Below are 25,475 nucleotides of genomic sequence, written 5' to 3' on the forward strand. Positions count from 1 at the left end.
ATTGCCCCCTAAGATAATTAGGGGGCAACAAAATTATGAAGCGTACATAAATAATTCAAGGTGCTCGAATAAGATATTAAACCCGATACCAATTAATACTAATCCACCTACAATTTCGGCTTTTTTCCCTAATAATGGGCCGACATAACGGCCGATCATCATCCCAACAGTCGCCATTATCATCGTCATTAAGCCAATAGTCATTGCAGTATGAACGATGTCTACTTGTAAAAATGCTAAACCAAGACCGATTGCCATTGCATCAAGACTAGTGGCTATCGCTGATAATATTAGGTTTGTTGAGCTATGACTTGACGGCTTTGAACAACATTCTTCATCTTTTGTTTTAATGCTCTGCCAAATCATACGAGCACCTAAAACAAATAATAAAGCAAATGCAATCCAATGATCCCAACGAATGACATATTGACTTGCAAGTATCCCAATACCCCAACCTATAATTGGGGTTATGGCTTCAATGAAGCCAAAAATAAATCCAGTGCGGAGAATTTCTCTGAAGCGAGGTTTATGCAAAACAGCACCTTTGCAAATGGCTACAGCAAAGGCATCCATGGATAGTGCAAGGGCTAAGATAAGGGTAGCGTAAAAGCTCATAACAAGAACCTCGGTTGGGTGTTTCCATATACACATAAATTACCCCCAACCAAAAGGCTTATTTATGTGTCTATGGTCTTGCCAACCGAATCTGGTGTCCGCACCACGTTTGAAACCAAACGAGTATGTTGATACGGACTTTCTGGTATATATATAATACCAGAACAGGCTACTCCCCAATGACGTTGAAAGAAAGATACCACATTTTATTTTAAAGGCAACAATTAATTAATTGTGGATATTAAACGTTAGTGAGAATTATTATCAACTAGGGTATTAAGAAAAAAAAGGTTAATTATAAATTTAATTAACCTTAGTTTTATTATGAATATATATAATGATTATTTATGATTAATTAAAAACTCATAAATTCTTTGTAAATCATCAAGATGAGATACTTTTATGTAAATTTTCTTTTGTTCTAACCCTATTATTAATATGCCATCTTCAGATAAATTCATTGTTTTTATTCTTTCGTATAAAATAAAAGTATTGGCAAAATAAAACCCAGTTTGTTTAAAAAATAGCTTAGGTGTTCTTATAAATGCCAAGTAAATAGACATGAATATAGTAACCAATAATAAGTAAGTGGTTAATAAATTACCATGGCGAACAATATTTGTGTAAATAACAATACATATTAATACAATAAAAATGGTGGCATCAATACGATGTTTTCGTTTTAAGTTGATCTTTAATAACGTTTTGCCTTTCAGTAAATGCTGAATAAATTCGTCATAAATTGCATACACAAGCATGAGCAAAATGATAATAGCGAGAATGGCATCATTGAAAGTCATTGGAGCGCCCTTGGATAAGTAAACATGTGCAGAGCTTAAAATTAAAAAAGGGAGGCTGCAACCTCCCAATTCAAATAATTACAAGAGAATTATGGTGCTAAGAATTTCAGCCAAGCACCTAAGATACCAAGACCGAAGAAACCGATAATAATCCATAATGCATTAACTTTATGGCGTAAGAGCCACATACATCCGAAGGTTAATAACAATGGCACTAAACCAGGCATTAATTGGTCTAGGATCATCTGTACAGTCGTAATATCTTCTACACCTGTAGTTTGGTTTTTGATGCGCGAAACCTCAAGTGGAATATTGACGTGTGTCCACTTGTTTACTAAGGCCCCCATAACAAACAAACCAAGTATTGAAGCTCCCTCTGTTAATTTTTGTAGGAAGCCGCCCCCCATATCTTGAACAATATCGATCCCTTTCTTATAACCATATGAAATTCCATAGTATAAGGTGAGTAACCGTACTAGGTTGAATAAAAAGAAAAAGAGTAATGGGCCGAGTAAACTACCTGTCATCGCGATCCCAGCACCGAGTGCCGCAAAGACAGGGCGTACTGTTCCCCAGAAAATTGGGTCACCGACACCAGCAAGAGGCCCCATGAGACCGACCTTGATACCGTTGATTGCCCCGTCATCAATGTCTGCACCATTAGCGCGTTGTTCTTCCATTGCCATCGTCACGCCAAGGACCGGCGCTGCAACGTATGGGTGCGTATTGAAAAATTCTAAATGGCGTTTAATCGCTTGTTTACGGTCGTCATTATTTTCTGGATAAAGGCGGCGAATAACAGGGATCATTGAATAGCAGAAGCCGAGAGCTTGCATACGTTCAAAGTTCCAAGAGCCTTGGAATAAATTGGAACGCAAAAAAACACCGCGAATATCGCTCTGAGTCAGTTTTTTCTCTGTAGATTGAGTTGTGTCAACCATGATTGCGTTCCTCCTAGTCTAATTCATTATCAAGATTGTTGTTACTATTCCCTTGGCTCACAACAACTTGAGATTTGTTGTATTTAGGGCTGAGTTGGATGTAAAGTACGGCCATGACAACACCAATGACACCCAGAGCAACGAGGTTGAAATCTGTAAAGGCTGCAGTGACAAAGCCTAGGTAGAAGAACGGCATCAGATAGCCTGCACGCATCATATTAATGACCATTGCATAACCAACAACAACAATCATACCCCCAGCGATATTTAAGCCACTTGTGACAACTTCAGGGATTGAACTTAGCAGTTGCTGAACCTCGGATGTCCCTACAGAAACAGCAACAATAAGCGCAGGAATAGCAACGCGCATAGCTTGCAAGACCAGTGCTGAAACGTGAACTACGCTTAGATAAGTCAAGTTACCAGTCGTTGTAGCCCTATCAGCTGCGTGTTGGAACGCAACAGTAATGGTACGTACGATAATGGTTAATACTTGCCCAGCAGCTGCAAGAGGAATGGCTAATGCGATACCAGCACCAATGCTTTGCCCACCGGCGATGACCAAAATGGTTGAAATAATTGAGGCGAGTGCAGCATCAGGTGCGACCGCGGCACCGATATTCATCCACCCCAAAGCTATCATTTCCAAAGTACCACCGATGATGATACCTGTTTTCATGTCTCCCAAAACGATACCAATAAGCGTACAGGCAACGAGAGGGCGGTGAAACTGGAATTCATCGAGGATTGACCCCATCCCCGCGATACATGCAACGATGAAGACCAGTACTATTTGAACAACGGTAAGTTCCATTGTTTAATCTCCTGTAACCAACAAGTTTTAAAATCTGTTTGAGTAATGGATAAAGAACTAAAATAAAAAATTGTATTAAGCATTATTTTTTGAGCTTGCTAATTAAGTCCATCATGTGGACTTTGTTGTCAGATGAAACTTTTCTGACTTCAAGCTCAATATTTTTGTCATTCAAATAATTAAATGCATCGATGTCTTCTTGGTTGATTGAAACCGCATTGGTTACCATGGTTTTACCATCATGGTAAGCCATACCACCAATATTAACGGACTTGATTTCAACACCTTCTTCGACAATACGTTTAACGTCTGTTGGGTTAGTAAACAGCAACATAACACGCTCACCTGCATATTTCGGGTTGTTATAAACGCGAATGCATTTAGCGACATCAACAACATGAGCGGTTACCCCAGGTGGAGCGACTTGTTTGAGTAATGTTGAACGGACTTGGTCTTTTGCTACCTCATCACTGACAACAATAATTCGCTTAACTTGCGTTTCTTTGGTCCAGCGAGTTGCCACTTGGCCATGAATTAGACGGTCATCAATACGGGCAAGGGCTATTACCATATGTTCACCCGGACCAGCTTTGATTGGCGCTGGAGCAGGAGTACTTGGTGCCGCTGCTGCGGGCGCTGTTTCAACTTCTTTGAACTTAAATGAACGAACGCCACCACGACCAGTTTCTAATGCTACAGTGATCAGTTCGCTCAAGGTGGGGTTATCATCACGACACATAAAGGTTTCAACTAGCATTGGAACATTTACGCCAGTGATGATGTCATAGTTTTCATGTTGATTAACGATACGACTTGCGGCATTAAATGGGCTACCTCCCCATGTATCAACTAAAAACAGTACGCCTTTTGAAGTATCTAAATCAGTTAGTTTTTGAGTGTATTTATCAAACAGGGTGTCTGCATTTTCCCCAGGGATAAAATCAATAAACGAAACATTGTCTTGTTCGCCTATTAACATCTCGGTTGTTCGAAGAAGCTGTTCTGCAGCGACTCCGTGTGTACCAATCATAATAGCTATACTCACTATTTTTCCCTCATAGATAGATAAAACGAAATATTATCTGTAGATAAAACGGATGCTAAAGTTAGACTCCTCTTTATCAATTTCCCCTGTATCATAATATTAGCTGAATAATTACAAATTACTCATGGTATCCATAAGCCAGCTACTTATCTTGTTAGTATCGAGTCCATATGTAGCATAACATTTTGTTTTAACCTAAAAACTTGTTTCGCGTCAGAAAAATAAGAATATACCTAAAATCACTTATTAATTTGCGATTATTATCTTTTTATTTGTTTTTTGTTGGGTTTTATTTTCATCAATTTTTAATTTGGTGGATTATTATTGTGTTACAGGTAACAAAAAATTAAGCAAAAATAGGCTGTCATTGATTTTTTGGTTAAAAAATGGGCGGGTTGGCGGGGGGATTTGATTGTTGATAAATAATGTAAAGAAGCACTTTTAGCATAAAATAGCATAGCTTCCATTTTGATGCTGTTGATGAAATATATAATAAACAGTAAAAAACAAGGTTTTTTGTGGGGGAAATGATTAATTAAACTTGAAGGTTGTGGTAGGAAAAGACAGTGCTAACCGAATGAGCGCTTAATTGCAGATAAAAACGCCCTCAATGCTATCGACTTGATAATAGAATGAAGAGGGCGTTAACGTGTTTACCGTAGGTTAAAACTAATCACATTGCACCTTGATAGCTAAACCACCGCGGGAAGTTTCACGGTATTTGGCATTCATGTCCTTCCCTGTTTCGTACATAGTTTCAATCACTTTATCGAGAGAAACACGAGGTTCACTGGTTCTACGTAATGCCATTCTTGCTGCATTTATGGCTTTGACTGATGCGATTGCATTACGCTCAATGCAAGGCACTTGTACTTGCCCAGCAACAGGGTCACAGGTTAGTCCTAAGTTGTGTTCCATGCCAATTTCAGCGGCGATACAAACTTGCTCTGGGCTGCCTCCAAATAGCTCGGTAAGGCCTGCAGCAGCCATTGAACATGCGACACCGACCTCACCTTGACAGCCAACTTCAGCTCCTGAAATTGATGCGTTCATTTTATATAAAATGCCAATTGCGCCTGAAGCTAAGAAATAGCGCATATACAGCTCAGGAGTAACAGGCTCAATACAATGATTGTAATAAGCTAATACGGCGGGGACGATACCACATGCTCCATTGGTAGGGGCAGTGACAACGCGACCTCCTGCGGCATTTTCCTCATTAACGGCTAAGGCATACATATTGATAAGGTCGATAACATTCATCGGGTCATTTGAAAGTTTACTTGATGATGTGACCAGTCGATTTAGTGCCGGTGCTCGACGAGGAACGCGTAGAGGGCCCGGTAAGACACCTTCAGTATTTAAGCCACGCTCAATACAAGCTTGCATCGTGTGCCACACATCAGCGAAGTATTCTTCAATTTCTTGTTTAGTATGGAGATCTAGCTCATTTTTCATCATTAAACTAGAAATAGAAAGACCTGATTTTTTGCAATTCAATAATAATTCGTCAGCAGAATTGTATGGATACGACACAGGTTTGCTATCAAGGATGGATTGACCAAAATGTTCTTCATCGACGATAAAACCACCGCCGATAGAATAATAAGTTTTGGTATAAATTTCTTTATCACCATTAAATGCATGAATTGTCATGCCATTCTCATGTAAAGGCAGGTTATCTTGACGAAAATTCATGCCGCCTTCATTTGGAAAGTCAACAACCTGAGTTCCATTAGCTAGCGGGAGTTTCTCTGACTCTTCCACATTTTTGATAAAAGTTGGAATAGATTCAATGTCAACGGTGGCAGGCATATTACCTGCTAGCCCCATAATAATGGCGATATCAGTATGGTGCCCTTTTCCAGTAAGCGATAATGACCCGTAAACATCCACAGAAATACGAGTAACGTTAGGCAATATGCCTTTGCTTACCAAATCATCGACAAATTCTTTCCCAGCTTTCATCGGACCGACGGTATGAGAGCTTGAAGGGCCAATGCCCACTTTAAACATGTCGAAAACGCTTATCACGCAGGACTCCTTAAAAAAAAGATGAAAATATAGTGCTTTATTTTAAAAGGCGCTACTTTACTGTTATTTAGTAGTGTTAACCAGTAAGTTTAAAGTATTTTTTGAAATAAGGTAGTTGAGGAGTGTGAATTGAAGGTAAATAGCACAAAATGTCTGTGAATTGTCTAAAAAGTAGCCAGTATAAAGATGGATATTTTGTAAGATCTGACGCTATATAACGGCTATCTAAAAATATCACACTGTAATAACGGCGCTATATGGTGAATAGTTATGAAAGGCTCAATCTAGTTGTAAAGCTAATTGGTGGATTATTGAGGCAGTCAAACCCCAAACTAACCGCCCGTTATACCAGTAAAAAAAGATGCGACTGTGCCGCCCTGAACGCTTTATATCCACGAATTTATGGCGTTGAAGTGAAAGTGCATCAAACAATGGAACTTCAAAGATAGAAGCCACTTCGCTGGGGTTCGCTTGATATCGAATATTATTAGGTAAAAGCCCAACTACAGGGGTGACCTCGTAGCCACCATAACTTTGGAGTGGGGCGAGTTGGCCAAGTACTTTAACTTTTTCCGGGGGGATCGCCACTTCTTCGTAAGCTTCACGTAAGGCGGTGTTGATGGGTGAGCCATCCTCGGGGTCACTTGCCCCCCCAGGAAAAGCCACTTCTCCCGCATGAGAACGTAAGAAAGGGGAGCGTTGCGTAAGAAGTAACGTTGGGTGCGGTTTATTGATTATTGGCAAAAGAACCGCAGCCGATTTACCCGCCTTGAATACAGGCTGGCGGGTTGTCGGCAAAGTAAACTGAAAACGATTGATAAAGTTATTCAGTTCAGTCATCTTTATTTAGTGCTCCTAATACAGGTAAAATCAGGCTTAATTTATCAAATGTCTCTTGATATTCTCTGTCAGCTTGGCTATCAGCAACAATACCACCACCAGCCCAACAGTAAATTTGTTTTTTATAGGTCAATAAAGTACGAATAGTAATATTGCTATCCATATTTCCACAAAAGCTAATATAGCCTATTGCACCACAATATCCATGTCGACGATGCGGTTCTAATTCTTCAATGATTTCCATTGCTCGTATTTTAGGTGCTCCGGTGATTGACCCTCCAGGGAAACACGCTCTTAATAAGTCAGCAGCACAATACTGTGCATCTAATTTTGCGCAGACCGTACTAACCAAATGGTGTACAGCAGGAAATGACTCCACTGCAAATAACTCAGGGACATTCACTGACCCTGGCTGGGCAACTCGGCCAATATCATTACGTAATAAATCGACAATCATGACGTTTTCTGCACGGTCTTTGGTTGAGTTTGCTAATTTTTCTACTTGAGCAAGGTCATCCTGTTCATTTTCTAGACGGGGAAGTGTTCCTTTAATTGGGCGTGTCTGAATATCGCCATCCTGTAAAAAAATAAACCGCTCAGGGGACATGCTAATGACAGCGTTTTCAGGTAAACGAATAAAGGAAGAGAAAGGGGCTTCATTACTTTCTAACAGAGCTAGAAATGCATTCCATTCGTCCCCTTTATACTTAGCTTTAAATCTTTGAGCTAAATTGATTTGATAGCAATCACCATTACGTAAATATTCATGAATATGCGCGATGTTTTGGTGATATGTCTCTTCTGACATGTTTGATTGCCAAGGGGACGTTAATTGGAATTTATTTTTACGTGGTTTTTTTTGTGCCTGTAACCAAGCTAACCTAGCTTCAATATCATCATAACTAATTAATGTAGTTGTTTTAGTGTGATGATCAATAATGAGTGCCCATAAATAGATCCCGATGGCCATATCAGGAAATTGTAATTCTGTTTTGGCGAGGTTAGGGAGTTTTTCAATGCGACGACCTAAATCGTAGCTCCAAAGGCCCAATGCACCACCATTAAAGGGTAAATCTATGCATTCATTATTGTTCGACCTGTATTTATTGAGCAATTGTTTTAGCAAATCAAAGGGGTCTGAACCCGAAGTCGTTGAAGGTTGACCTTGCTCTGTGATGGTTGTTTCGCTGTGGTAGGTAGTCAGTGTCGCAATAGGGTCAGCGACAATAATATCAAATCGATTATGTGAATGTTTTGCATTTCCTGAATGTAATAACATTGCCCATGGCAGATGTGCAATAGGCGCAAAATAGTCGATTGCCGCAGTTGGGCGATAAGGTAACTGTTTTTTATTGATAGTCATGTCGATAAATATAATATTCCGCAACAAGTGGATTTGAACAGGTTAACATATATTCTTATCTTAATAATCGAAGAGATGTTAAAATCTTAATTATTGATTTTAGTATTTTACTTATGAGGTTTAAACCATGCTTTCTGGAATACCAGCACTTAATCATGAAGAGCAACAAGAAGCGGTTGAAAGAATTCATCAGTTGATGGCGCAAGGGATGAGTAGTGGAGAGGCCATTGCAATAGTGGCTCAAGAAATTAGGGAAAGCCACCAAGGTAAAGAGCAAATTCACGTATTATTCGATGATGAAAATTAATAATTAGTAAACATACTATTAACATTTATGCGCAGACCTGATAGATTAATATTAGTTAAGTCATTTTATTCATTGATACTAGTTAGAAAATGACCAGTAAGTAACTGGTAAATTTAACATATTCTAATAGGTTTAAATGGGCAGCTAAACTAATCAAAAATCTTTACCTTATATGGGTATCGGAGGGTGCTATGGAAGCAAATCATAAAATTGCTGTTGTTCTGGGGACATGTGCATTGGTTTTTAGTTCGTTTGCTTTAAGCGCAAACGATGAAGAAGGTAAAGCGGAACCCTTTGTCAGTTGTGGTACATTAACTGAACCACAGATTGCGGCTCAGGTTAAAAGTGATTTTATGCATAATCGGTTACCGCGTTGGGCAGAAGAGAAGGCCACGTTAGGTAAAAAGGCAGTTGCATGGGTCAATGATAGTGAAGTGACTAAAACTGAAACAGGCTATACTGTTCCATTGGTGGTGAGAGGGGCAAAATCTGACCTACGTTATTCTGTTTCGGTCGATTGCCAAAATAATACGGTTACCTATAACGCAACTAAATAGGCAGTTAATATTAGTTAACAAAGAAAAGACCCATTTTCTTTCGTATTAATGTAACTAAAGGGGAGCCGAAAAAGGCTCCCTTTTTTAGTGTATGGATAATAAATTTACTTCGTGACCAAATAAAAATATTGGGTAGTAAACCGAGTAATCAATTTAGCGATTTCTGGGTTCATAAGGCATACGCGCAAAATTTTGTGAAAGTTGGCGGTAATAAACCAACCTTTCTCTGAAATACTCCCTTAGGTGCTCGGGCTGTTCCCGTTCGACGGCTTCGGCGATGACGGCGACGTTATAGCGTTCTTTGAATGCAACACCGGAGGCTAAAAGGTCAACGTTGATCTTATCCATTTCATCTTTAGGTAATAAAGCAAGGTTGTAGTTCATTTTGGTTCTCAAAAGTTAATTCTCACTGATTTATTATAATGGGTTAATGAGAAAAAATCTCAATAGAATATTAAAAAATGATGTCGAAAAAATAAAGACGAATGATTGTTATCGTGATAATTAAAATATAAACCAAGAAAAGATAATGAGATTGATTATTATTGTTTTTAACAAAAGTTATTAATAATCAGTAAATTGGATTTTTTTGTTTTAAGATTGTTTTAGGGTTTTAATTATTGTAATACTGTGCATAATATAAGAATGAACGATTAACTGATAAGGCATAAATATGTTAACTACAGACATGGTCAATAAACTAAATGAGCAATTAAATCTTGAATTTTATTCTGCTAATCTTTATTTGCAAATGAGTGCTTGGTGTAGCGATAAAGGCTACGAAGGTGCAGCTGCATTTCTAAAGTCGCACTCACAAGAAGAAATGGAGCACATGCAGCGTTTATTTGATTACCTTAGCGATACAGGTGCATTACCTTTATTAGGGCAAATTGCAGCGCCTCCTGTTGCTTTCAAATCGATTGCAGATGTTTTCACCCAAACATATGAGCACGAACAATTAATCACACGCGAAATTAACAAACTGGCTCATTTAGCCATGACAACCCAAGACTATTCAACATTTAACTTCTTACAATGGTATGTTGCTGAGCAACACGAAGAAGAAAAACTATTTAAATCAGTATTGGATAAACTTGATATGGTTGGTGAATCTGGCAAGGCGTTATTCTTGTTAGATAAAGACTTAAAAAGCTTATCTGCAGCAACACATATCTAATTTGAAGCACTATCGGTATTTATTAAGTTAATATATCTATTTGAAGTATAAAGACCTTGTCAGGCTTGTGGCTATGAAAGTTTATTTCAATGACCACAAGCCTTTTTCTTTTCATTTTGTGTGAAAACTCACAGGATAGAGGGTCAAAACCTATTTTTAAGCGGTAAAACTGGTTTTTTTCCGTATAATGATTGGTAATAATTCTAAATTCACCTGCAAATTAAGGGGTTACTATGCCAATCTACCATATTAAATCTTCATGGCGTAAACTTAGCGCTATTGCCGTTTTGTTTTTAGGTATGTCCTTCCAACAAGCTTTTGCTCATGCTCATCTTAAAGACCAACTACCAGCTGAAGGTGCCGCGGTAGAGCAAGCACCTGAATCAATTACATTAAGCTTTTCTGAGGGGATTGAAGTTAATTTCACTAAAGTCAATATTGTTGGCCCTGAAAAAAATATTGTCAAAACAGGCAAGGCAGCATTAGACCCAAGTAATGACACTAAAGTTATTGTTCCTGTTGAGGATAAACTCGTTGCTGGTAAGTATGATGTTAATTGGAGTGTGGTCTCTGTGGATGGGCACAAAACAAAAGGGACTTATAGCTTTACAGTGAAATGATATGTCACTAGAAGCTTTTTATACGTTAATTCGTTTTATCCATTTTATCGCTGCAATATTGATGTGTGGTATGTCAATATTTGCAGTGCTTCTCAGTCGTGGGAAGTTTCGCTATTTATTAGTCCGTTACCTTAATAAAGGTATCTTCTTTTGCGCTATTATCACTTCATTAACAACCTTTGGTTGGTTGCTTGCTCAAGCTGGTTTGATGGGGGATGGTTGGGAAGATAGTATCGATTGGGCTATATGGCAGGGGGTGCTTGGCACGTCATTTGGTCAAATATGGCGCTGGCAACTGCTGTTTGCTGTTATCCTCTTGCTGGTTTTATGTATAAAATCCATAAAGCTACGTCTAAACCTAGTATTACTTCTTTCTATTGTCCTGCTTGGTCTCCATGCATTTATTGGGCATGCAGCCATGACCGATGGCGTTATTGGGGCTTTTCATCGTATTAATCAGTTCATTCATCTCATTAGTGCAGCCTATTGGTTTGGTGGTTTATGGCCATTCTTAATTTGTATTCAGTTTTTACGTCATAAACAAGAGTTGGTGCAGGGGATGGATAAACAAATAATCAGTACTATGCGGTTGTTTTCAAAAATTGGGCATGTTGCAGTTGTGCTTGTCATCTTAACCGGGGTTATTAGTGCAATAACGATTTTGCCAGAATGGCCTTTGGCATTTTCGGGCTCTGAGTACCAATCATTGCTTTGGTTTAAAATTATTTTAGTTCTAGGAATGGTAATGTTAGCTTTGATTAATCGCTACTATATCGTTCCAGGCCTAAAACACAGAGGGCGTTTGAACTATTTGATCATTAATAGTTGGGTTGAATTGTTATTGGGTACTATGGCAATTCTAGCCGTTGCTATTTTTGCTACTTATCAACCGATATAGCCAAATGTTCGTATTTATTTGATAATACAGTGAAGATATTTTTAATATTTAACAAGGTCATTTTAATGAAATATAAACTCATTATTTGCTCATTATTACTTGTTGGAACAATGAGTGCAGCATACTCCGCACCATTGGCAACAGTCAGTAAAAAACAATTTGGTCAGGACTGGCCGTTTATTCGTGAGGAGGTGATGCTTGAGTGCCGTAACAATGGTGCATTGGTCGTCATTAACCCTGCAACATTGATGCAATATCCATTAAATGAGATAGCGACGGAATTAATGGAGAAAAAAGAGATTAAGGCTCAGCCGATTGATGTTTTATTAGCACCTATTGAAACAACTAAAAGTGTTAAAGAAAGAATACAGCCATTAAAAGAGGCCGCTGAAAAATTATGCCCCAGTAAGTAAGGTTACTGGAAATAGGGTTGGTTACGCAGAGGGAATGGTGTTTTCTATTATTTTATTTATATAAATCAGTGTGATATACAATTGAAAGGTTTTGTTGATTAATGGTATAGGTATAACCTATTGAACAAATAGTTCAATATTAGAAAATCAAACAATAAATTGTGTTAATAATATGTGAAATAATTGATAATAAATGTGGTAAGAACGTGAGTTGAAAGCTAGTATTAGGGTGTACTTTGTTACGTCTCAATGGCAATTTTAGCGCACGGCTCTGCCAGAGCCATTTCCCAAGGCCCGGTAATCGGAATCTACCAGGCCTCTTTTTTTGCCTATCGGTTTGTTTGTTAACACACTAGTAATCACCTTTCTATTTGTTCTTACCCATTTATATACCCGAGCTAATAGGCTGTATAACATGATTAACCTACTATGCTAATTTCATGACCCAATGATGATTTTCTTTATCATAGTGATGGCGATAGAGTAAAACAGGTTTTTCATCTAAGGTGGCAGGGATGCTGGTATGTTCGTCCCAACCATCTAATTGCATACAGAAATCGGTATCAGAATCACAAGGGATACTTACCGTATCACTTTTATGTGAAGCCATAACCGCATCATTAATTTCATAGGAAGATATTTTCAATTTCACAAAACACATAATAGCACCTCATTTATCGACGTTATCTATATATACTAAGCTCAACAGAATTAATCATAGTATAAATGGAATTGATTTCCAAAATAAATTTTCACCGATAAACAAGAGAGGGTGCATTATGTTACTTATATGCACCCTTGTAGTGTTTATTTTTTAGGTATTGATGTACCCCAGTTTAAGTAATCACTAGGGGCTTCTAATTTTAGAATGAAATGCTGTTCCGGCTTAGCTTTCGGCGCTAAAGGCACTGTTGGCGGGGTGGCGAGAGTGATACCACCTCGGACAAACTGCTTGAATGTACCGCTTTTCATAACTCCACCAGCCAAACCAAAGGAGAAATTAAAGCCGGATGATTGCCAAAATTCAGTGTTATCACGTACTAAATATTGATACTCCTTGCCAATACGTGTGGCAACATAAACGCGGTCGGAAAGCTCTCCCAAATATAAGCCTGTCACCACACCGACTTCCAGCCCTCTAAATAAAATCGGCGTACCCACCTGAACAGAACCAACATCAGTGGCATCAAGGTAAATGGTTAAACCATCTAAATAACGAGAGTCAGTTATATTGGCAGCTTGTAGTTCAAATTGATAACGGTTTTTATTACTACGTCCAGGCTCTGCACTAATATAAGGTTGTAATATACTGTCAAGGTTATTTAAGCCCGCGGGTGATAACTCAGGGGTTACAACAGCAAAGCGGCTCCCTAGTTTTGTGAATGTGCTGACATACTCTGGATAGAGAATAGCCCTCGCTTGTACCTCTCTTTTATCAGAGGACAGTTTTAATGACTCTATCTGACCAATGTTTATGCCTAAATAACGGATAGGCATGCCTTCAGAAAGTTTGGAGGCATCAAATGTTGTTAAGGTAACTACACTACCAATAGCCTTAGCAGATGTTTCATTAGGGTAAAGCATGTGTTGGCGTGCAGTATTCGCTGTGCCATTACCTATGTTGTCAAAGCTTATTGCTCCACTGATCGCACGGCTCAATGGGGCAGCTTGGACTGTTAAACCATTACTATTTAACTGAACTTTTGCTCCACCTTCAGCCCAAAAAACACTGTTATCAGTCAGTAAATGCCGATATTCACTTGAAATATATACATCAATGGAAAAACCGGATGTAGTGGGTTTAATGGTGGTAATTTTGCCTACTGCAAATTGACGATAAAGTACAACCGACCCGGCTTGTATATCTGGTAATGTCGCTGTATTAAGAGTAATTGTAGTTGGTGGAGATGCCCCTAAAATACCGGCTTTCGCATTGTCATCACTGCGGTATAAAGGGAATTTCTCTGGTAATTTCCCTTGGCTTTGCCCCGCAATTAAGTGTATGCCGCCATCTAACCATTCTTGCGGTGTCGCGCCTTGGAACTGTAGTCCACCAAGCCCCAATTGGACATCAACACGGCTATTGGCGACAAATTTACTGTCTTCACGAATGAGGTGCTTAAACTCATCATATATGGCTATTTTAAAATTGACATTATCGGCGGATAGGTGACGTTGTAACACCTCACCGATTTGAATACCTTTATAAACAACAGGTTGTCCTTTGCTTACGCCATAGGTGTCATTGGCCCATAAGGCAAGAGTTAAAGGGGATTTACCTTCTTGTTCAGCAGCTTTGACAACGGCACGGCTAGATTGTAACACAAAACGTTGGCCTTCTTCCGCTTGGGGGCTGCCTTGCGGTGAGTCAAAAGTAATAGCGCCATTTATGACAGCAGAAAGGCTTTCCATTTTGATATTAGCACCGGATTTAAGGTCAAAACTACCTTGTAAGCCAGATACATTCCAAAATTGGCTGTCTTTACGAACGAGTTTGGCATAGTGTTTTTTGACCACCGCAGATATAGATACCCCTTGGTTATCCGGTAAAATGGTATAATCCGAGATATAACCCACGGGGACTTTTCGGTAATAAATGGGTGAGTTTTCGTTTAATGAACCTAAATCAGGTGCGGTTAAGTGGATTAGAAGTTCACCTTCGTCAATATTTAGTTGTGGTGGCGTGTCTTGTGCCACAAACGAGAATTGCTCTGTCCCAGTGCTTGGCAGCATTCCAATATAGTTACCGCCAACCAATGCATCAAGGCCGGAAACGCCCGCCAATGAGGCTTTAGGTGTAACTAACCAAAATTTTGTGCCTGAAGTTAACGCAGAGCGCATGTCTTTGTTAACACTGGCAGTAACAATAATGGATTTCATATTTTTGCTAATAGCAATTGATTGAACTAATCCAACCTCAACGCCTTGGTAGCGAATAGGTGTTCGATTTGCGACGACACCTGGGGCAGAAGAGAACTCAATCGTAATATCAGTTCCACGCTCAACCCAATGTTGGAAAAGAAGCCAACCAGCTATAAAAATCGCTACCAGCGGTAATAACCAGAAAGGGGAGATACGCCCTCGTTTGCGTAGTGTGGCTTCTGTAGCTTCTTCAGAAGGCTCATTTTGCAGGTTTTGATTTTCCATATGAATCCCATATTAAGCGGCTATCTAACCATTCAACAGCCATGATTGTTAGAATAACTGCTGTACCAAAGTAAAATGCGGCAGGGCCCATAGTAAAAGACATTAATTGATCACGGTTAACTAATGTCATCATTAAGGCAATGACGAATAAATCTAACATTGACCAGCGGCCTATCCATGAAACAAATTTTAGTAGTTTCATACGAAGAACAGGGTCGGTATTGCTTTTTAACTGTATAGAAAATAGTAATAATATCATGATGATAATCTTGATGAAGGGCACTAATATGCTGGCAATGAAGACAATAATGGCAATAGGCCAGTTACCCGAGTCAATTAAGGCTACAACACCAGAATAAATTGTGTCCTCCAAACGCTGCCCATTCAGATAAAAAACTGAAATGGGTAGCAGGTTAGCGGGAAACAATAACACCATGGCGGCAATTAGCGCAGCCCATGTTTTTTGTAAACTATAGGGGTTGCGAGATTGTAATGGCCGATGACAGCGCTGACACTTCCCTTGAGCGTTAGAAGGCCCTGTAAAGTGGCAAGCGGTGCAGGCCAGCGCATGTGGTTGTTCCCCTTGGTCATCAATAGGGTAAAACCGACGCCATAGTTCGTCTAAATTCATGTGGATGAGGATCAATAAACTTAAAATAGCCATCGTGATAAAAGCAACTAAACCATTACCTATAAACACGCTGGCGTAATCTTGCATTTTAATTGCCGCTATACCGAGAGCGATTAAGTAAACATCTAACATAACCCATTCTTTGATGTGTTTCAGAACCAGTAAAATAGGGCGAAGGTTTAAATTTATTCGCTGACCAATAAGTAACATTAAAATTAATATTGGCAATAATAGTGGAGCAGCTATCGCACAAAAAGCCACAATACTTGCTGTGAGCGGGTCACCTTGATGATTAATTAAGCGAACACCTTCTATTACATTGGCATTAATTTGACTTCCCAGCAGATGAATAGAAATTAGTGGTTGTAAAAAAGCGATCGGTGCTAGCATCAATAATGTGATAGACAATATGGATAACCGCTTGATTGACCATGACCGGCCATCATTGAGTTGACTAGAACAACGAGGGCAAATAACGACTTGTCGTAAGCTAAATCGCGGAGCGAGGATTTTTTGGTTGCAATGGCTACAACGCTGTAAAATCAAGTCAGTGTGGTTAATGTTGTTCATATTTACTCATTTTAGGGTTTCACTTAGATGTAATCTAGTGTAAAAAAATTTACCTCAAAGTGACAAATTGGTAACCTTAGAGTTACTCTTACAGATGTTTCATTAATTACTTGATTATTACTAAAAATAATTATGGATAAAAAGAAGTATTATCTTGAACTTTCAGATAATCTCTCTGCATTATTAGCAGGAGAATATGATTTAATTGCCACCTTAGCAAATACTTGTGCATTACTGTATGAGCGCTTAGAGGGGGTTAATTGGGCTGGATTTTACCTGAGTAATGGGCAAGAATTAGTATTAGGTCCGTTTCAAGGTAAAGTTGCATGTGTTCGAATACCCTTTGGTAAAGGGGTCTGTGGTACGGCTTTTAGTCACAACCAAATTCAGCGTATAGAAGATGTTCATGCATTCCCAGGTCATATCGCTTGTGATGCGGCAAGTAACGCTGAAATTGTGTTTACTTTGGTGGTAAATGGGCAAATTATTGGGGTTTTAGATATCGACAGCCCAAATATTAGCCAATTCGACCAAGAGGATGAAAAAGGCTTAAAGCACCTTGTAAACCAGTTGTGTCAACATCTGGCAATGTGTTCTATGCCAAAATATTACTAAATATTGGTCAGTTAAATTAATAGTAACGTGGCAATTGTCAGCAACACGATTATAATGTCGGCTTGTTCATGCCCGTGAGGTTGGCAAAATCGTTGTTATCAGGAAATTTCATGGAAAATCAACCTAAGTTGAATAGTAGTAAAGAAGTTATCGCATTTCTAGCAGAGCGTTTTCCTCGCTGTTTTATCGCTGAAGGCGAAGCACGTCCGTTAAAAGTCGGAATTTTTCAAGATATCGTAGGGTGTTTAACTGAAGAAGACGGTATTAGCAAAACGCAATTACGTTCTGCGTTGCGTATGTATACCTCTAGCTGGCGTTATCTCTACGGTGTTAAAGAAGGCGCAAAACGCGTTGACCTAAATGGTGAAGACTGTGGTGAATTAGACGCAGAGCATATTGCTCATGCGCGTCAACAATTAGCTGAAGCTAAAGCTCGTGTTCAAGCGCAACGTGCTGAACAAAAAGCGCAAAAGCGCCCAGCAGCGAAAAAGCCGAGTGAAAAAAACACCCGTAGTCAAGATACCACTAAAGAGAAAGCGCCTCGCCGTCGCCCATCAGACAATAAAGAACGCTCGCAAACTACATCAGCTAAACCCCCCCGTCGTAATAACCCAGCCCCAGAACAGAATCTGAAATCAGTCACTGATATCAACACACTTCAAATTGGTCAATCATTGAAAGTGAAAGTGGGTACTAGTGTGATGGACGCCTCTGTGCTGGAAATTGCAAAAGACGGTGTTAGGGTTCAATTGCCAACTGGACTGGCAATGATTGTACGCGCGGAACATTTAAAGTTCTGATACGGAGGTCAATCAGGTCATGAACAAACTTCTTAAAATTGCACTTGTTGTCAGTTTGGCTACTTTCGGTAGTGCAATTGCTAATACTCAAGCAGTGGCTCCGGTCACTGCGGCTCAGTTACCTGTCTTAAAACAGAGCGCTCAGCACGGCACTGTGAGTGAAAGGGTCACATCAAGGTTCACTCGTTCACATTATCGTCAATTTGATTTAGACAAAGCGTTTTCTGGGAAAATATTTGACCGCTATCTCAATATGTTAGATTTCGGTCACAATGTTTTACTTCAATCCGACGTTGATCAGTATACCAAAGATAAAGGTAAAGTAGGTCAATGGCTTGAGGACGGCAAATTAGATACGTTTTATGACCTGTATAACCTATCGCAGGAACGGCGTTTTGAGCGTTTTAAATATGCATTAGCTCGCTTAGAACAACCTATTGATTTGAACGCGACGGATTCTATTGAAGTTGACCGCTCTAAGTCCCCTTGGCCTAAAGATAAACAAGAACTTGATCGTCTCTGGGACCAAAAAGTACGTTATGACTGGTTGAATTTAAAGCTTTCAGGTAAAGACGATAAAGAAATCAAAGAAAAACTGACCAAGCGATATAACTTTGCTTTGAGACGTCTAACGCAAGCACAAAGTGAAGACGTTTTCCAACTGATTATTAATTCATTTGCACGCGAAATTGATCCACATACGAGTTATCTTTCACCTCGTAATACTGAACAATTCAATTCTGAAATGAGTTTGTCATTGGAAGGAATTGGCGCGGTTTTACAGCAAGATGATGAAAATACGGTGATTAACTCCCTCGTGGCGGGTGGGCCTGCGGCGAAGAGCAAAGAGTTAAAAGTCGGTGATAAAATCATTGGTGTAGGGCAAACGGGCAAACCGATTGTGGATGTAGTTGGTTGGCGCCTTGATGACGTGGTTGCGTTAATTAAAGGGCCAAAAGGAAGTAAAGTTCGGTTAGAAGTTATTTCTGATACCAAAGGGGCGAAGCCTCATATCATCACCATCGTTCGGGAGCAAATCCGCCTTGAAGACCGTGCTGTAAAACTGACTATCAAACAGCAAGGCAAAGATAAAGTTGCTGTGTTAGATATTCCTGGTTTCTATGTTGGTTTAACTAATGATGTAAAAACACAACTGCAAAATATCGCGAAAGATAATGTTTCTGCGTTGGTCATTGATTTACGCGGAAATGGTGGTGGGGCATTAACTGAAGCTGTTGCTTTATCTGGTTTATTTATTCCAAAAGGCCCAGTGGTTCAAATTCGTGATAACAATGGTCAAGTTCGTCAAGATGTCGATGATGACGACGTTATTTACTATAAAGGCCCACTGGTTGTTTTAGTTGATCGTTTTAGTGCATCTGCATCTGAAATTTTTGCAGCAGCGATGCAGGATTATGGGCGTGCATTAATCGTGGGCGAACCAACTTTTGGTAAAGGCACGGTACAACAACATCGTAGTTTAAGTCGTGTGTACGACCAAATGTTAAAGCCAGAATGGCCTTCATTGGGTTCAGTACAATATACCATCCAGAAGTTTTACCGTGTTAATGGTGGGAGTACACAGCGTAAGGGTGTGACACCTGATGTCGTGATGCCAACAGGTCAAGATCCTGCTGAAACAGGTGAAAGTTTTGAAGACAATGCATTGCCATGGGATAGCATTCCTCCAGCAAACTATGCACGTGTCGGTGATATTTCATCAGACTTATCGCCAATCAAAACTCAGCATCTAGCGCGGATTAGCCAAGACCCTGAATTCAATTATATCGATGAAGATATTGCGCGCTATAAAGCGCATAAAGAGAGTAAGAATCTAATTTCGCTTAATTATGCTGAGCGTCAAAAAGAAGATAATGAAATCGAAGCAACTAAACTTAAACGTATAAATGAACGAAATGTACGTGAAGGTAAGCCATTACTAAAATCAATTGATGACTTACCAAAGGATTATGAAGGCCCTGATCCGTACTTAGATGAAACGGTTAAAATGGCGATTGACTTGGCAAGTCAAAATACCAAGATGCTATCAGGTAATAATCAATAACTAAGTAAAGTTAAAGCTCATTTTAAATAACAGACCCCATACTTATCTATGATTTGTATGGGGTTTTCTTTTATTTAAAGTCATCGATGATGACTTAATGTCTGAGAAAAAGTTAAAACAGATATTAGATAGTTTTTATCGCCTAAAATAATCGTGTCATTCTAGATTTCTTTACCTTTAATTAATTTATTCTAAACTTTTGATAAGGGTTCTTAATCAAAGAGGCAATACCATGGGTAAATTAGTTATAGGTTTAATCGCAGTTAGTATCATGATGGCTTCATCAATAAACACAGCGACAGCAAGAAACTACCCTTGTTCAGGGAGCAAAGGTGGGGTCGATCGCTGTGAAAGCGGTAAGTTCATTTGTAATGATGGCTCCACTAGCCGCTCAGAACAAGTGTGCACCACATCATTGAAAAATGATATTAACAGTAAAGCGGGTATTGCAGGAGCAACCATTGGCTCTGGTGTTGCCAAGCAATCAAGTAAGCCCTCTATTTCTGATCCAGTAAAGGCAACGGGAGATAGAGCAAATAAAACGGTAAATGAAAAGGTGGCTAAAAAGAGTGATAAGGCATCAGATCCAGCAAAAGCGATAAAAGAAAAAGCAACCAAAGCCACCGATAAAGATTCGGCAAAAGCGATAAAAGAAAAAGCAACCAAAGCCACCAATAAAGATTCGGCAAAAGCGATAAAAGAAAAAGCAACTAAAGCCACCGATAAAGATTCGGCAAAAGCGATAAAAGAAAAAGCAACCAAAGCCACCAATAAAGATTCGGCAAAAGCGATAAAAGAAAAAGCAACTAAAGCCACCGATAAAGATTCGGCAAAAGCAGCAAAAGAAAAAGCAACCAAAGCAGCAGATAAAACCTCAAGCAAAACAGTAAAAGAAAAAGTAACCAAAGCAGCAGATAAACAATCAGCGAAAACAACGAAAGAAAAATCAAATTAAACTGAAAGTGTTTGCAACTAACTGTATAATAATGGGTTAGTTAAAAAACAAAGCCATCTTAAGGTGGCTTTGTTTTTCTGAAATAGTCTAATAAAGACTGATATTTATCGATTTAGCGAATAAAGTTGCTGGAAATATAATTAAATGCACGAATAAATTTCCATACGTATAATAACCAGCATTATCATTTTAATATTGGAACAATTTAATGTGAGCTGGTTATAAATTGAGCTTTTAAAAACAATTGGTTAAATTTAATCATTCTTTATTGTGATTGAATAGAGAAAATAGTAACCCGTTTTAGTGGTTTCAATGTAAAGTTATGTTGTTTTTTAATATTTTGATGTTAATTGACTTGAAATAGTGTGAAAAAACCTTATTTATAAAGTAAATTCTACGTGATATTAGTTTTTACCAAGGAATACAAAAAAATGATGAGAATTGCTTTATTCTTACTCACAAACTTAGCCGTTATGTTTGTGTTTGGAATAATCTTAAGCTTAACCGGTATTAGAGGTAGTAGTGTCCAAGGCTTGATGATCATGGCGGGGTTATTTGGTTTTGGTGGTGCATTTATCTCACTGCTGATGTCTAAATGGATGGCTTTGAAATCAGTTGGTGGTGAGGTAATTGAAACTCCTCGCAACCAAACAGAGCAATGGTTAATGTCAACGGTAGAGCGCCAAGCACAACAAGTTGGTATCCAAATGCCACAGGTGGCTATTTACCATGCGCCGGATATCAATGCGTTCGCTACGGGAGCCCGTCGTGATGCTTCGTTAGTCGCAGTAAGTACTGGTTTATTAGAAAATATGAGTCGTGACGAAGCGGAAGCGGTTATTGCTCACGAAATTAGCCATATTGCGAACGGTGACATGGTAACAATGACCTTATTACAAGGGGTTGTGAATACTTTTGTTATCTTTATTTCACGTATTATCGCACAACTCGCGGCAGGCTTTATGTCAAACAGCGATAATGAAAGTGAAAGTAGTAACGGTAACCCTATGGTGTATTTCGCCGTTTCCATGGTGTTGGAAATTGTTTTTGGTATTTTAGCCAGCATTATCACTATGTGGTTCTCTCGTTATCGTGAATTCCATGCAGATGCCGGGTCGGCAAAACTAGTCGGGCGCGAAAAAATGATCGCCGCATTACAACGACTGAAAACGAGTTATGAGCCGCAAGAAGAAGGGCGCTTAATGGCATTTTGTATCAATGGCCGAGGAAAAGCATTTAGTGAATTGTTTTTATCTCACCCACCATTAGATAAACGAATCGAAGCGCTGCGTTCAGGTGAGTATTTAAAATAGTCTAACTTAACTGTTTAGTCGAAATCTAAAAACTAAGCCCAGTAATCATTTTATTACTGGGCTTTTTTTATGGACAAAAGTCCTCTCACTTGTACCAAGAAAGCTGTTAATCAGTAAGAAATTTTAAGCTTAAGATTTATTCACAATTTAACTGTATCGGTAATTAAAACATATTAATCACAAGTGAGCTTTCTCACAATCTTGCATCGTAAGTGGTAATTTTTTAAATTTTTGTTCGCTTTTATTTCATTTTTAATCTTTATTAAATTGATGGTGATTTGTTTAATAAATGTTAATTAAAAAATAAGAGTGATTAACTTGGGGGTAAGATGGAGCTAATAACTACGTGGTTAAGTGAACTCAACGGGATAGTATGGGGCGTACCTATGCTAGTTGGGATTTTAGGCGTTGGTATATACATGCAAATTAGGCTCGCGTTCTTGCCAATAAGGAAAATAGGAACAGGTTTTAGATTATTATTTCAAAAAAACGAGTCACGCGGTGAAGGGCAAATATCGCCATTTAATGCTTTGATGACAGCATTGTCTGCAACAATTGGGACTGGGAATATTGCAGGGGTGGCAACTGCTGTTGTGATGGGAGGACCTGGAGCACTCTTTTGGATGTGGATGACAGCGTTGGTTGGAATGGCAACTAAATACTCTGAAGCTGTACTTGCAGTTCGTTTTCGTGAAGTGGATAAATATGGGCAATATATTGGTGGCCCAATGTATTACATAAAAAATGGATTGGGGCCTAAATGGATTTGGTTAGGTACTCTATTTGCTTTTTTTGGTGCATGTGCAAGTTTTGGCATCGGTAATACGGTACAAGCTAACTCAGTGGCGGATGTACTAGAAAGTAACTTTGGAGTGCATAAGTGGTTAACAGCAGGGGTATTGGTTTTACTTGTTGGTGCAGTGTTGATTGGTGGATTACGCCGTATCTCTGATGTCGCTGGTAAGTTAGTACCATTTATGACTGTCGCTTATTTTGGTGCAGGGTTAATTGTACTTGGTATTTATTTTACGCAAATCCCTGCTGCAATTTCCTTAGTAGTGACGTCTGCGTTTAACCCTGTGGCGGCACAAGGTGGCTTTGCCGGTGCTGCTGTTTGGGCTGCGATTCGCTTTGGGGTTGCGAGAGGGGTTTTTTCCAATGAAGCAGGCTTAGGAAGTGCTCCTATTGCCCATGCTGCGGCGAAAACACAGAACCCTATTCGCCAAGGGCTAATTGCAATGCTTGGTACGTTTATTGATACTATTATTGTGTGTTCAGTCACTGGTTTGACGATCATTATCACTGGAGGGTGGTTGACTAGCCAGACAGGCGCAACGCTGACCGCTTTTTCATTTCAATCAGCAATACCGGGTGGGAATTATATTGTCGCTATTGCGTTAGCTGTTTTTGCATTTACCACCATTTTAGGGTGGAGTTTTTATGGTGAAAAATGTGTGCAGTATCTATTTGGATTAAGGGCTATCAAACCGTTTAGAGTGCTTTGGTTAATCGCTTTACCAATCGGTGCAACCCAATCACTTGATTTTGTCTGGTTATTGGCTGATACGCTAAATGCGATGATGGCAATCCCTAACTTAATTGCATTGTTGTTATTGAGCCCTGTAGTGTATCGACTAACTCGAGACCATATAAAAGATGTTAATGCGGATAGTATTGATATGGCTAAACAGTTATACGATAACAAATCATAAATACCCCCTGTAAAAAGCTTCACTTCGGTGAAGCTTCTTCATTAAATTAGTGTGTATCCTTACCCCTTTTTGGTTAATCATCTCTAAGTGCTTTCAATGGGTTTTATGTAAACCAAACTACGCAATAGGTTTAAATGCGCTATGCTAAGAATAGTTAATCAATTTTCACTTATGAAATATTATCTATTAACTTTTGACTTATTCACAAGGAGACCAAATGGATATTCTGGAAAAAACGTTGGTGTTTGGTAATGATTTTATGACAACGACAAATCCCGCACGACTAGTTGCATTTAAATTTGAAATCTACCGTTCTGAACAAGGTTTTTATCATAGGATCTATAAAGAGGTTGGGATGTCAGGAGCCAATCTTGGTCAATTGTTCAAAGTATGGGCCTTCGAAGAACAAAAATGTTGGGAAAAACAAACTTCAACTACAACACTCGATGAGTACGTGCAGTACTGCCAAGATATTTATAAGCGGAATAATGTTTAATTAATAAACTGTGTTGGTAGATAAAAAAAGCCCCCTTCATAGGGTCTGAAGGGGGAGCTAAATGAATAAAGAATGGTTTAATTCGAGAACTAAGATAGTTGATTTAAAAATTCAAAACTTAGTTATTTGTGCAGTTTAAACCACTCAATAGAATATATATCCTTAAAATAGCATTTATCGCTAAATAATCTATTGGCGATAGGCCGTTTTTATTTGTTCTAACGTGTTTTTATAGGTTTCTGCTTGTTTTTCATCTTCTATGAGTGCGATTTCACGTTGCATTTTGATTAAAATTTTACCTGCATCAGCTTGACCAATAGCTTTAAGCATATGAGTGAGTAAATTTTTTAAACAAGTTATCTCATCAGCTAAAGTATTCACGTCAGGATCAGTAGGGAAATGGTTTTTCATTAACAAGGTCCTTTAAAAATAAAAAATAATCGTGAGATTGTAGCATAAAAAGGAATGATATGTGCTTTCAGATAAATGAGCGTAATAGTTATTTGCTAAACAAGGGGAACCTAGATACGTTAAGGGGGATATAACAGGGAAACCTTCCTGTTTTTGTGCTTGCTGGCGGAAGCCTGACCTTTAAGCCCCACTGAAAGTTGTGATATAATTCACAAAAATGGGTTTTAGCTTAAATAAGAGCTGAATGGTTAATCAAACCCATATCGAATACTAATATCCTTTCGCGGCAACTTTCACAAGCTGTTAATCAGTTAGTGCATTTTACTTGTGGGAAAT

At 38.9% G+C, this 25,475-nt stretch carries 26 protein-coding genes and 1 riboswitch; of the genes, 13 read left to right on the forward strand and 13 right to left on the reverse strand.

What is annotated here, in order from left to right:
• Positions 1-33 precede the first annotated feature (33 nt).
• The 8 genes from mntP to pabB form a co-directional block, all read right to left on the reverse strand.
• Positions 34-615, reverse strand: a complete 582-nt coding sequence (mntP, locus tag M1F14_RS13290) for a manganese efflux pump MntP (protein ID WP_042843579.1) — start codon at positions 613-615, stop codon at positions 34-36.
• A 48-nt stretch (positions 616-663) separates the two neighbouring features.
• Positions 664-805: riboswitch (yybP-ykoY riboswitch) on the reverse strand.
• Positions 806-956: 151 nt separating this feature from the next.
• Positions 957-1,415 carry a DUF986 family protein gene (locus M1F14_RS13295; RefSeq protein WP_042843580.1) on the reverse strand — a complete coding sequence of 153 codons (459 nt, stop codon included), beginning with the start codon at positions 1,413-1,415 and terminating at the stop codon, positions 957-959.
• An 89-nt stretch (positions 1,416-1,504) separates the two neighbouring features.
• Positions 1,505-2,356, reverse strand: coding sequence for a PTS mannose transporter subunit IID (locus M1F14_RS13300; RefSeq protein ID WP_042843581.1), 852 nt, complete (start codon positions 2,354-2,356; stop codon positions 1,505-1,507).
• A gap of 13 nt (positions 2,357-2,369) precedes the next feature.
• Positions 2,370-3,170: a PTS mannose/fructose/sorbose transporter subunit IIC gene (locus M1F14_RS13305; protein ID WP_042843583.1), complete on the reverse strand. Its 801-nt coding sequence runs from the start codon at positions 3,168-3,170 to the stop codon at positions 2,370-2,372.
• Between the two features lie 82 nt (positions 3,171-3,252).
• Positions 3,253-4,215 carry a PTS mannose transporter subunit IIAB gene (manX, locus tag M1F14_RS13310; RefSeq protein WP_215573047.1) on the reverse strand — a complete coding sequence of 321 codons (963 nt, stop codon included), beginning with the start codon at positions 4,213-4,215 and terminating at the stop codon, positions 3,253-3,255.
• Positions 4,216-4,884: 669 nt separating this feature from the next.
• Positions 4,885-6,249 carry an L-serine ammonia-lyase gene (locus M1F14_RS13315; RefSeq protein ID WP_131680768.1) on the reverse strand — a complete coding sequence of 455 codons (1,365 nt, stop codon included), beginning with the start codon at positions 6,247-6,249 and terminating at the stop codon, positions 4,885-4,887.
• Positions 6,250-6,528: 279 nt separating this feature from the next.
• Positions 6,529-7,089 carry a CoA pyrophosphatase gene (locus M1F14_RS13320; protein ID WP_105881033.1) on the reverse strand — a complete coding sequence of 187 codons (561 nt, stop codon included), beginning with the start codon at positions 7,087-7,089 and terminating at the stop codon, positions 6,529-6,531.
• Positions 7,082-8,452, reverse strand: a complete 1,371-nt coding sequence (gene pabB, locus M1F14_RS13325) for an aminodeoxychorismate synthase component 1 (protein WP_042843586.1) — start codon at positions 8,450-8,452, stop codon at positions 7,082-7,084. The genes M1F14_RS13320 and pabB overlap by 8 nt, the downstream gene beginning before the upstream one ends.
• A 127-nt stretch (positions 8,453-8,579) precedes the next feature.
• On the opposite strand from pabB, the gene M1F14_RS13330 reads away from it, so the two are divergent.
• Together M1F14_RS13330 and yebF are read left to right on the forward strand one after the other, a co-directional pair.
• Entirely contained in the window at positions 8,580-8,759 is a 180-nt protein-coding gene (locus tag M1F14_RS13330) for a YoaH family protein (RefSeq protein WP_042843587.1), read from the forward strand.
• A gap of 191 nt (positions 8,760-8,950) precedes the next feature.
• Complete coding sequence (gene yebF / locus M1F14_RS13335) at positions 8,951-9,316, forward strand: protein YebF (protein ID WP_048607312.1); 366 nt, start codon at positions 8,951-8,953, stop codon at positions 9,314-9,316.
• 153 nt (positions 9,317-9,469) lie between these two features.
• On the opposite strand, the gene M1F14_RS13340 is transcribed toward yebF, so the two are convergent.
• The gene (locus tag M1F14_RS13340) at positions 9,470-9,700 is read right to left on the reverse strand and encodes a DNA polymerase III subunit theta (protein WP_042843589.1); all 231 of its coding nucleotides are present in this window, start codon (positions 9,698-9,700) and stop codon (positions 9,470-9,472) included.
• A 289-nt stretch (positions 9,701-9,989) separates the two neighbouring features.
• Between M1F14_RS13340 and ftnA the strand changes: the two genes are divergently transcribed.
• The 4 genes from ftnA (at position 9,990) to M1F14_RS13360 (ending at position 12,424) form a co-directional block, all read left to right on the forward strand.
• Positions 9,990-10,493 carry a non-heme ferritin gene (gene ftnA / locus M1F14_RS13345; RefSeq protein ID WP_042843590.1) on the forward strand — a complete coding sequence of 168 codons (504 nt, stop codon included), beginning with the start codon at positions 9,990-9,992 and terminating at the stop codon, positions 10,491-10,493.
• Between the two features lie 233 nt (positions 10,494-10,726).
• The gene (copC, locus tag M1F14_RS13350; RefSeq protein ID WP_042843591.1) at positions 10,727-11,113 is read left to right on the forward strand and encodes a copper homeostasis periplasmic binding protein CopC; all 387 of its coding nucleotides are present in this window, start codon (positions 10,727-10,729) and stop codon (positions 11,111-11,113) included.
• Between the two features lies 1 nt (position 11,114).
• Entirely contained in the window at positions 11,115-12,011 is an 897-nt protein-coding gene (gene copD, locus M1F14_RS13355; protein WP_129465968.1) for a copper homeostasis membrane protein CopD, read from the forward strand.
• A gap of 65 nt (positions 12,012-12,076) precedes the next feature.
• Positions 12,077-12,424 carry a YebY family protein gene (locus M1F14_RS13360; RefSeq protein ID WP_042843595.1) on the forward strand — a complete coding sequence of 116 codons (348 nt, stop codon included), beginning with the start codon at positions 12,077-12,079 and terminating at the stop codon, positions 12,422-12,424.
• Between the two features lie 427 nt (positions 12,425-12,851).
• Here M1F14_RS13360 and M1F14_RS13365 read toward each other — a convergent pair whose 3' ends face one another.
• From M1F14_RS13365 to yebS, 3 genes are all read right to left on the reverse strand, one after another.
• Complete coding sequence (locus tag M1F14_RS13365) at positions 12,852-13,085, reverse strand: DUF1480 family protein (protein ID WP_042843596.1); 234 nt, start codon at positions 13,083-13,085, stop codon at positions 12,852-12,854.
• Positions 13,086-13,231: 146 nt separating this feature from the next.
• Positions 13,232-15,571 carry a PqiB family protein gene (locus M1F14_RS13370; protein WP_048607308.1) on the reverse strand — a complete coding sequence of 780 codons (2,340 nt, stop codon included), beginning with the start codon at positions 15,569-15,571 and terminating at the stop codon, positions 13,232-13,234.
• The gene (gene yebS, locus M1F14_RS13375; RefSeq protein WP_042843598.1) at positions 15,546-16,772 is read right to left on the reverse strand and encodes a membrane integrity lipid transport subunit YebS; all 1,227 of its coding nucleotides are present in this window, start codon (positions 16,770-16,772) and stop codon (positions 15,546-15,548) included. The genes M1F14_RS13370 and yebS overlap by 26 nt, the downstream gene beginning before the upstream one ends.
• 132 nt (positions 16,773-16,904) lie before the next feature.
• On the opposite strand from yebS, the gene M1F14_RS13380 reads away from it, so the two are divergent.
• The 7 genes from M1F14_RS13380 (at position 16,905) to M1F14_RS13410 (ending at position 24,728) form a co-directional block, all read left to right on the forward strand.
• Positions 16,905-17,387, forward strand: a complete 483-nt coding sequence (locus M1F14_RS13380; protein ID WP_405127791.1) for a GAF domain-containing protein — start codon at positions 16,905-16,907, stop codon at positions 17,385-17,387.
• Positions 17,388-17,497: 110 nt separating this feature from the next.
• Positions 17,498-18,187 (forward strand): RNA chaperone ProQ, encoded by a 690-nt coding sequence (gene proQ / locus M1F14_RS13385; RefSeq protein WP_042843600.1) that lies wholly within the window; start codon positions 17,498-17,500, stop codon positions 18,185-18,187.
• Positions 18,188-18,206: 19 nt separating this feature from the next.
• Positions 18,207-20,252, forward strand: a complete 2,046-nt coding sequence (gene prc, locus M1F14_RS13390; protein ID WP_129465964.1) for a carboxy terminal-processing peptidase — start codon at positions 18,207-18,209, stop codon at positions 20,250-20,252.
• Positions 20,253-20,484: 232 nt separating this feature from the next.
• Entirely contained in the window at positions 20,485-21,207 is a 723-nt protein-coding gene (locus M1F14_RS13395; RefSeq protein WP_181468506.1) for a cell envelope biogenesis protein TolA, read from the forward strand.
• Positions 21,208-21,638: 431 nt separating this feature from the next.
• Positions 21,639-22,520, forward strand: coding sequence for a protease HtpX (gene htpX, locus M1F14_RS13400; protein ID WP_042843603.1), 882 nt, complete (start codon positions 21,639-21,641; stop codon positions 22,518-22,520).
• Between the two features lie 329 nt (positions 22,521-22,849).
• Entirely contained in the window at positions 22,850-24,232 is a 1,383-nt protein-coding gene (locus M1F14_RS13405; protein WP_042843604.1) for a sodium:alanine symporter family protein, read from the forward strand.
• A gap of 217 nt (positions 24,233-24,449) precedes the next feature.
• Positions 24,450-24,728 carry a hypothetical protein gene (locus tag M1F14_RS13410; RefSeq protein ID WP_042843605.1) on the forward strand — a complete coding sequence of 93 codons (279 nt, stop codon included), beginning with the start codon at positions 24,450-24,452 and terminating at the stop codon, positions 24,726-24,728.
• Between the two features lie 189 nt (positions 24,729-24,917).
• Here the strand turns inward: M1F14_RS13410 and M1F14_RS13415 are convergent, their stop codons facing one another.
• Complete coding sequence (locus M1F14_RS13415) at positions 24,918-25,139, reverse strand: DUF2594 family protein (RefSeq protein ID WP_042843606.1); 222 nt, start codon at positions 25,137-25,139, stop codon at positions 24,918-24,920.
• Positions 25,140-25,475 lie beyond the last annotated feature (336 nt).

It is taken from the genome of Providencia sp. PROV003 (assembly GCF_045040775.1).
Lineage (GTDB): Bacteria > Pseudomonadota > Gammaproteobacteria > Enterobacterales > Enterobacteriaceae > Providencia > Providencia huashanensis.